This window comes from Escherichia sp. WS568 (genome assembly GCF_046486085.1).
Classification (GTDB): domain Bacteria; phylum Pseudomonadota; class Gammaproteobacteria; order Enterobacterales; family Enterobacteriaceae; genus Escherichia; species Escherichia coli.
This window is the reverse complement of sequence record NZ_JBJQMC010000034.1, coordinates 25,824-33,205: the sequence shown is the minus strand read 5'-3', so window position 1 is coordinate 33,205 and position 7,382 is coordinate 25,824. Positions and strand designations below refer to the sequence as shown.

Sequence of the window (7,382 nt, the reverse complement as noted above, 5' to 3'; positions counted from 1 at the left end):
CCTTCACAAAGTCACAACGACCGTCAGCAAAAACCACGCAATGATAGTCATTGAGGATTTGAAGGTCAGCAACATGTCAAAGTCAGCAGCGGGTACGGTCAGCCAGCCGGGGCGCAATGTCCGGGCAAAATCAGGTTTAAACCGTTCGATACTGAATCAGGGCTGGTATGAAATGCGCCGCCAGCTTGAGTACAAGCAGCTCTGGCGTGGCGGTCAGGTGCTTGCTGTTCCGCCAGCGTACACAAGCCAGCGTTGCGCGTGCTGTGGTCATACAGCGAAAGAAAATCGCCTGTCACAAAGTAAATTCAGATTCCAGGTATGTGGATATACAGCGAACGCCGATGTAAACGGCGCTCGTAACATTTTAGCGGCGGGGCACGCCGTTCTTGCCTGTGGAGAGATGGTGCAGTCAGGCCGCCCGTTGAAGCAGGAACCCACCGAAATGATTCAGGCGACAGCCTGAACGTAGCAGGGATCCTCGTCCTTCAGGGCGTGGAGGATGTCAAGCTGATTCATCTATGTCGAGACGAGCAAGGAAATTACGAATTCCTTCGCGTGACAAAAATTGCGCAACTTTTTCCCGCTCACTGTGAGTCATGTTGTCTATTGCGCTGATGATTTGCCGATAAGCAGGAGTGCGAATCCCCGGTGCGTATTCGGCAAGGGGTTCTTCGGCTTCCAGAAGCATCGGCGTGTTATGGAAGGCTGGCGTGTTCTGAATAAACTCGCAAACTTGCGTATCGACCAGAATAAGTCTGGCACGACCGCCTTTCACGCCGGGAAATTTTTCCGTTTTCCAGCCTTTTTCTCTGATCCAACGGTTAACAGTTTGTTTAGCCACACCGAGGCATTCAGCCAGTTCTTCGGTGGTCATTTTATTGCGTAATCTTTTCATATTATTTGCTATCGCGAATCCCTAAGCGTTGTAATAATCCGATAATCCCTTCCCGCAGAAGCAAGGATGTAAACTGTTTTTGTTCAACTGGCGTCATCTCTTTCGCCAGTGTCACCAGCAACACTTCAAGCGGCGCATCACCAGACAGGGCAGGCGTTTCTCCCTGACTTTCCGGACGTTCAGCATTGCGAATATATTCACGAACCTGTTCATTGACGTGAACCAGTCGGGCTTTGCCACCCTGGACGCCTGGTTTTGGTGACGTTGTCCAGCCTTCCTTGCGTACCCATTTATTAATGGTCTGGCGGCTATAGCCGGTCAGTCTGGCAAGTTCATCTGGCGTCATCCTCTCCTTGAACATAACAATTCCCTGAATGTATGTGGGTCTATTAGTAGTTCATTTTATAACACCACTTTACAGGAAACCGTGACATGAATAACTACTGAATGCGAGCGGTTTTCCAAAATTGTTCATTTGCCTGATTTTTCAGCGATTGAAACTACACGTTGCAATTTGCCGTTGACACATTCGGGCGGAATTCATATGATGCCGCCCGTCAACTCGACAAGCTTTACGTGACGGGGCTATAGCTCAGCTGGGAGAGCGCTTGCATGGCATGCAAGAGGTCAGCGGTTCGATCCCGCTTAGCTCCACCAAATTTTGCACCCAGCAAAATTTGTACGTAAACGCATCGTGGGGCTATAGCTCAGCTGGGAGAGCGCTTGCATGGCATGCAAGAGGTCAGCGGTTCGATCCCGCTTAGCTCCACCAAATTTCAAACCCTCGCTGTAAAGCGGGGGTTTTTTGTCTCTGCTTTTTGCCGCTTTTGTAATACAGTCTACGTCCGGGTTAGCGGCGCCTGGTGAAAGCATCATTGGATGAAAAATCGGCAACAGGCTGACCCCTGTTTGCTTCGCGATGCGAATAAACTTATTATTTGTGTGCCTGAAAACCCCGATCAGTGAGAGTAGTGTACTCATGTTTGTGGAGCATAACCTGATAAAAAATATCAAGATATTCACACTAGCGTTTACGCTCACCGTGGTACTTATTCAGCTATCCCGTTTTATTTCGCCACTTGCCATTATCCATTCCAGTTATATCTTTCTGGCGTGGATGCCACTGTGCGTAATGCTGTCAATCTTGTTTATCTTTGGCTGGCGCGGTGTCGTTCCCGTTTTATGCGGGATGTTTTGCACCAATCTGTGGAACTTTCATCTCTCTTTTTTACAGACCGCGGTCATGCTCGGCAGCCAGACGTTTGTTGTGTTGTGTGCCTGCGCAATATTACGCTGGCAGCTGGGGACGCGTTGGCGTTATGGATTGACCAGCCGATATGTCTGGCAACGTCTGTTCTGGCTTGGTTTGGTGGCGCCGATTGGCATCAAATGCAGCATGTATCTTGTGGGAAATTTCTTTGATTTTCCGCTAAAGATATCTACCTTTTTCGGCGATGCGGATGCCATTTTCACGGTCGTTGATTTGCTAAGCCTTTTCACCGCAGTGCTGATTTACAACATGCTTTTTTACTATCTCACCCGCATGATTGTAAGTCCCCACTTTGCACAGATATTGTGGCGTAGGGATATCGCTCCGTCGTTGAGCAAAGAGAAACGCGCATTTACCTTAAGCTGGCTGGCAGCTCTTAGCGTGCTGCTACTTCTGATGTGCACACCGTATGAAAATGACTTTATTGCCGGTTACCTGGTACCTGTTTTCTTTATCATCTTTACCCTCGGTGTCGGTAAGCTTCGCTATCCGTTTTTAAATCTCACCTGGGCTGTTTCAACGCTTTGCCTTCTGAATTACAACCAGAACTTTTTGCAAGGGGTACTAACCGAATATTCGCTGGCATTTATTCTCGCAGTACTGATTTCCTTTAGTGTTTGCCTGCTCTATATGGTGCGTATTTATCATCGTAGTGAATGGCTTAACCGCCGCTGGCATTTGCAGGCGCTGACCGATCCGTTAACGCTTCTACCCAACTTTCGTGCGTTGGAGCAAGCGCCGGAGCAAGAGGCGGGCAAGAGTTTTTGCTGCCTGCGCATTGATAATCTTGAGTTTATGAGTCGTCATTACGGCTTAATGATGCGCGTTCACTGTATCCGCTCAATTTACCGTACGCTGCTGCCGTTGATGCAGGAAAACGAAAAGTTGTATCAATTGCCGGGTAGTGAACTGCTGATAGTGCTGAGCGGGCCGGAAACGGAAGGGCGACTCCAGCATATGGTTAACATCCTGAATAGTCGGCAAATTCACTGGAACAATACCGGGCTGGATATGGGCTATGGTGCTGCCTGGGGGCGTTTTGATGGAAATCAGGAAACCCTGCAACCCTTGTTGGGGCAGTTAAGCTGGCTGGCGGAACAATCCTGCGCTCATCATCATGTGCTGGCGCTGGATAGCAGAGAGGAGATGGTTTCCGGGCAGACCACTAAACAGGTGCTATTGCTGAATACCATTCGTACTGCATTAGATCAGGGCGATTTGCTGCTCTACGCCCAGCCAATTCGCAACAAAGAGGGTGAAGGTTATGATGAGATCCTCGCGCGACTGAAATATGACGGCGGCATTATGACCCCGGATAAGTTTCTGCCCCTTATTGCTCAGTTTAACCTTAGCGCGCGTTTTGATTTGCAAGTGCTGGAATCCTTGTTGAAGTGGCTGGCAACACACCCTTGCGACAAAAAAGGTCCGCGCTTTTCAGTCAATTTAATGCCGCTCACGCTGCTGCAAAAAAATATCGCCGGGCGGATTATTCGTCTGTTTAAGCGTTATCACATCTCCCCGCAGGCGGTCATTCTTGAGATCACCGAGGAGCAGGCGTTTTCTAACGCAGAAAGCAGCATGTACAACATCGAGCAACTGCATAAGTTTGGTTTCCGGATTGCGATTGATGACTTTGGCACCGGCTATGCCAACTACGAACGGTTAAAGCGTTTGCAGGCTGATATCATCAAAATTGATGGTGTCTTTGTGAAAGATATCGTCACGAATACGCTGGATGCGATGATTGTGAGATCAATTACCGATCTGGCGAAAGCGAAGTCATTGAGTGTGGTCGCGGAGTTTGTCGAGACGCAACAGCAGCAGGCGCTATTGCATAAGCTCGGGGTGCAATATCTGCAAGGGTATTTGATTGGTCGCCCGCAGCCATTAGCTGATTAACAGGCGTAAAAAACCGGGGAATTATCCCCGGCTTTTTTATGTATGGTCTTACAGCACCAGTGCTGCGATTGACGCAGACAGCACACTCACCAGGGTAGAGCCGTAAACCAGTTTCAGACCGAAGCGAGAAACCACGTTACCTTGCTCTTCATTCAGGCCTTTAACTGCACCTGCGATAATCCCGATTGATGAGAAGTTAGCGAAGGAAACCAGGAACACAGAGATGATGCCTTCAGCACGCGGAGAGAGCGTGGAAGCAATTTTCTGCAGATCCATCATCGCAACGAACTCGTTGGAAACCAGTTTGGTCGCCATGATACTGCCCACTTGCAGTGCTTCACTGGAAGGAACACCCATCACCCATGCAATCGGATAGAAGATGTAGCCCAGGATGCCCTGGAAGGAGATGCTGTAGCCAAACCAGCCAGTCACGGTAGCAAACAGTGCGTTCAGCGCGGCGATCAGGGCGATAAAGCCGATCAGCATTGCGGCAACGATAATGGCAACTTTGAAACCTGCCAGAATGTATTCACCCAGCATTTCGAAGAAGCTCTGACCTTCGTGCAGGTTGGACATCTGAATGTTTTCTTCACTGGCATCAACACGGTAAGGGTTGATCAGCGACAGCACGATAAAGGTGCTGAACATGTTCAGTACCAGCGCCGCAACGACATATTTCGGCTCCAGCATGGTCATGTATGCACCAACGATGGACATCGACACGGTGGACATCGCCGTTGCTGCCATGGTGTACATACGATTGCGGGAGATTTTGCCGAGGATATCTTTATAGGCAATAAAGTTTTCAGACTGACCCAGAATCAGGGAGCTGACGGCGTTAAAGGATTCCAGTTTGCCCATACCGTTGACTTTGGAAAGCAGGAAACCAATTGCGCGGATAATCACTGGCAACACGCGAATGTGCTGGAGAATACCGATCAATGCAGAGATAAAGACGATTGGGCACAGCACTTTCAGAAAGAAGAATGCCAGGCCTTGATCATTCATGCTACCAAAGACGAAGTTAGTCCCTTCGTTGGCAAATCCGAGCAGTTTTTCGAACATTTCGGAGAAGCCTTTCACGAAGCCTAAACCAACGTCGGAGTTCAGGAAGAACCACGCCAGTAACACTTCGATAACAAGCAGTTGAATAACATAACGGATACGAATTTTTTTGCGGTCGCTGCTTACCAGCAGTGCGAGAATCGCAACAACGGCAAGTGCCAGTACAAAATGAAGGACGCGGTCCATATTTGCTCCAAATATGAGGCAGGTTAAATTTCCGTGCACATTCTATGTAACATGGTTAAGGAAAACGAGATCTGACACACACTATAATGACGTCCTGTGACAAGCTTCAAAAATAGTGAGCTGTCATACATTTCTGCTATGTTGTGTATGGAAGCTGAAAGTTATGTAAATGTGCTAACATTAAACATAATCACAACATTCAAGTCATCAATCTTTTCGTCGTCATAATTCTGGTCTATCAAAGAAATCATCACAATCCACTTAAATGAATTTGATAATCATTCTCGTTTGACATAGCATGAAACATAGCAAAGGCTATGTTTTAGAGGCACAAGATGACTAACTATCGCGTTGAGAGTAGCAGCGGACGGGCGGCGCGCAAGATGAGGCTCGCATTAATGGGACCTGCGTTCATTGCGGCGATTGGTTATATCGATCCTGGTAACTTTGCGACCAATATTCAGGCCGGGGCCAGCTTCGGCTATCAGCTACTGTGGGTTGTCGTTTGGGCCAACCTGATGGCGATGCTGATTCAGATACTGTCTGCCAAACTGGGGATTGCCACCGGTAAAAACCTGGCGGAGCAGATTCGCGATCACTATCCGCGTCCCGTAGTGTGGTTCTATTGGGTTCAGGCAGAAATCATTGCGATGGCAACCGACCTGGCAGAATTTATTGGTGCGGCGATCGGTTTTAAACTCATTCTGGGTGTTTCGCTGTTGCAGGGCGCGGTGCTGACGGGGATCGCGACTTTCCTGATTTTAATGCTGCAACGTCGAGGGCAAAAACCGCTGGAGAAAGTAATTGGCGGGTTACTGCTGTTTGTTGCTGCGGCTTACATTGTCGAGTTGATTTTCTCCCAACCTAACCTGGCGCAACTGGGTAAAGGAATGGTAATCCCGAGTTTACCCACCTCGGAGGCAGTCTTCCTGGCGGCAGGTGTGTTGGGGGCGACGATTATGCCGCACGTGATTTATTTGCACTCTTCGCTGACTCAGCATTTACATGGTGGTTCGCGTCAACAACGTTATTCCGCCACCAAATGGGATGTGGCTATCGCCATGACGATTGCCGGTTTTGTCAATCTGGCGATGATGGCTACGGCTGCGGCGGCGTTCCACTTTTCCGGTCATACTGGCGTTGCCGATCTTGATGAGGCTTATCTGACGCTGCAACCGTTGTTAAGCCATGCTGCGGCAACGGTTTTTGGTTTAAGTCTGGTGGCTGCGGGGCTTTCGTCGACGGTGGTGGGGACACTGGCGGGGCAGGTAGTGATGCAGGGCTTCATTCGTTTTCATATCCCGCTGTGGGTGCGTCGCACTGTTACCATGTTGCCGTCATTTATTGTCATTCTGATGGGATTAGATCCGACACGGATTCTGGTTATGAGTCAGGTGCTGTTAAGTTTTGGTATCGCTCTGGCGCTGGTTCCACTACTAATTTTTACCAGTGACAGTAAGTTGATGGGCGATCTGGTGAACAGCAAACGCGTAAAACAGACAGGCTGGGTGATTGTGGTGCTGGTAGTGGCGCTGAATATTTGGTTGTTAGTGGGAACGGCACTGGGATTGTAGTGGAACTGGTGTCGGAGCAGGCATCACTGGCGGATGCGGCGTAAAACGCCTTATCCGCCCTACGTGTTTAATGGCGATGTCCATGTCCGCGGCCTTTTCCGCGATGATCATCACGATCGCGCCAGCCTTCACGATAGCCACGCTCATACGCTTTACGCTTATCCCAGCCACGGTGGTAGCCATTATCATGACGCCACCAGCGGTTCTTACGCCATTCATAATTGCGATGCCAGTAGTCACGGTCGCGCCAGTGACCACCGTCCCAGTAATTACCGTAATGATCGCGATCGCCAATTTGTAATTTGATTGATGGCAGTAGGGTGATTTCACCTGCGTTTGCCGCAAGCGGGGTAAATGCCATCAGGGCGGCCGCCAGAAACAGTGACCTGAACATTGTTATTCTCCTTCACGATCGAAGCCGTCAGCGGCCTGTTAACGCAATATTACGGGGAGGTAAAGCCCCGTATCATCGCCATAACTCTTAAATCATAAA

The 7,382-nt window shown here is 49.3% G+C and carries 7 protein-coding genes and 2 tRNA genes; 5 read left to right on the top strand and 4 right to left on the bottom strand.

What is annotated here, in order from left to right:
* Positions 1 to 463: RNA-guided endonuclease InsQ/TnpB family protein (locus ACJHWR_RS23720; protein WP_175092298.1), on the top strand; the 463-nt coding region annotated here is incomplete at its 5' end.
* A gap of 39 nt (positions 464 to 502) precedes the next feature.
* On the opposite strand, the gene ACJHWR_RS23715 is transcribed toward ACJHWR_RS23720, so the two are convergent.
* Together ACJHWR_RS23715 and ACJHWR_RS23710 are read right to left on the bottom strand one after the other, a co-directional pair.
* Positions 503 to 895, bottom strand: coding sequence for a MerR family transcriptional regulator (locus ACJHWR_RS23715; protein WP_000826502.1), 393 nt, complete (start codon positions 893 to 895; stop codon positions 503 to 505).
* A gap of 1 nt (position 896) precedes the next feature.
* Positions 897 to 1,256, bottom strand: a complete 360-nt coding sequence (locus tag ACJHWR_RS23710) for a YfeC-like transcriptional regulator (RefSeq protein WP_000472028.1) — start codon at positions 1,254 to 1,256, stop codon at positions 897 to 899.
* A gap of 220 nt (positions 1,257 to 1,476) precedes the next feature.
* On the opposite strand from ACJHWR_RS23710, the gene ACJHWR_RS23705 reads away from it, so the two are divergent.
* From ACJHWR_RS23705 to ACJHWR_RS23695, 3 genes are all read left to right on the top strand, one after another.
* Positions 1,477 to 1,552: transfer RNA gene (locus tag ACJHWR_RS23705), tRNA-Ala, on the top strand.
* 39 nt (positions 1,553 to 1,591) lie between these two features.
* Positions 1,592 to 1,667 (top strand) — tRNA-Ala (locus tag ACJHWR_RS23700).
* Between the two features lie 207 nt (positions 1,668 to 1,874).
* On the top strand, positions 1,875 to 4,064 hold the full coding sequence (locus ACJHWR_RS23695) for a sensor domain-containing phosphodiesterase (protein WP_012311971.1): 2,190 nt from the start codon (positions 1,875 to 1,877) through the stop codon (positions 4,062 to 4,064).
* Between the two features lie 48 nt (positions 4,065 to 4,112).
* Here the strand turns inward: ACJHWR_RS23695 and nupC are convergent, their stop codons facing one another.
* Positions 4,113 to 5,315, bottom strand: a complete 1,203-nt coding sequence (nupC, locus tag ACJHWR_RS23690; protein WP_000376337.1) for a nucleoside permease NupC — start codon at positions 5,313 to 5,315, stop codon at positions 4,113 to 4,115.
* Positions 5,316 to 5,650: 335 nt separating this feature from the next.
* Here nupC and ACJHWR_RS23685 point away from each other — a divergent pair, with 335 nt between their 5' ends.
* Positions 5,651 to 6,889, top strand: coding sequence for an Nramp family divalent metal transporter (locus ACJHWR_RS23685; RefSeq protein WP_000186369.1), 1,239 nt, complete (start codon positions 5,651 to 5,653; stop codon positions 6,887 to 6,889).
* A gap of 67 nt (positions 6,890 to 6,956) precedes the next feature.
* On the opposite strand, the gene ypeC is transcribed toward ACJHWR_RS23685, so the two are convergent.
* Positions 6,957 to 7,283 carry a DUF2502 domain-containing protein YpeC gene (gene ypeC, locus ACJHWR_RS23680; protein WP_000490072.1) on the bottom strand — a complete coding sequence of 109 codons (327 nt, stop codon included), beginning with the start codon at positions 7,281 to 7,283 and terminating at the stop codon, positions 6,957 to 6,959.
* Positions 7,284 to 7,382: the final 99 nt, after the last annotated feature.

What these genes read in the sequence shown, in the direction of transcription:
- ACJHWR_RS23715 (WP_000826502.1), bottom strand. Translation starts at nt 895, where the DNA reads ATGAAAAGATTACGCAATAAAATGACCACCGAAGAACTGGCTGAATGC.
- ACJHWR_RS23710 (WP_000472028.1), bottom strand. Translation starts at nt 1,256, where the DNA reads ATGTTCAAGGAGAGGATGACGCCAGATGAACTTGCCAGACTGACCGGC.
- ACJHWR_RS23695 (WP_012311971.1), top strand. Translation starts at nt 1,875, where the DNA reads ATGTTTGTGGAGCATAACCTGATAAAAAATATCAAGATATTCACACTA.
- nupC (WP_000376337.1), bottom strand. Translation starts at nt 5,315, where the DNA reads ATGGACCGCGTCCTTCATTTTGTACTGGCACTTGCCGTTGTTGCGATT.
- ACJHWR_RS23685 (WP_000186369.1), top strand. Translation starts at nt 5,651, where the DNA reads ATGACTAACTATCGCGTTGAGAGTAGCAGCGGACGGGCGGCGCGCAAG.
- ypeC (WP_000490072.1), bottom strand. Translation starts at nt 7,283, where the DNA reads ATGTTCAGGTCACTGTTTCTGGCGGCCGCCCTGATGGCATTTACCCCG.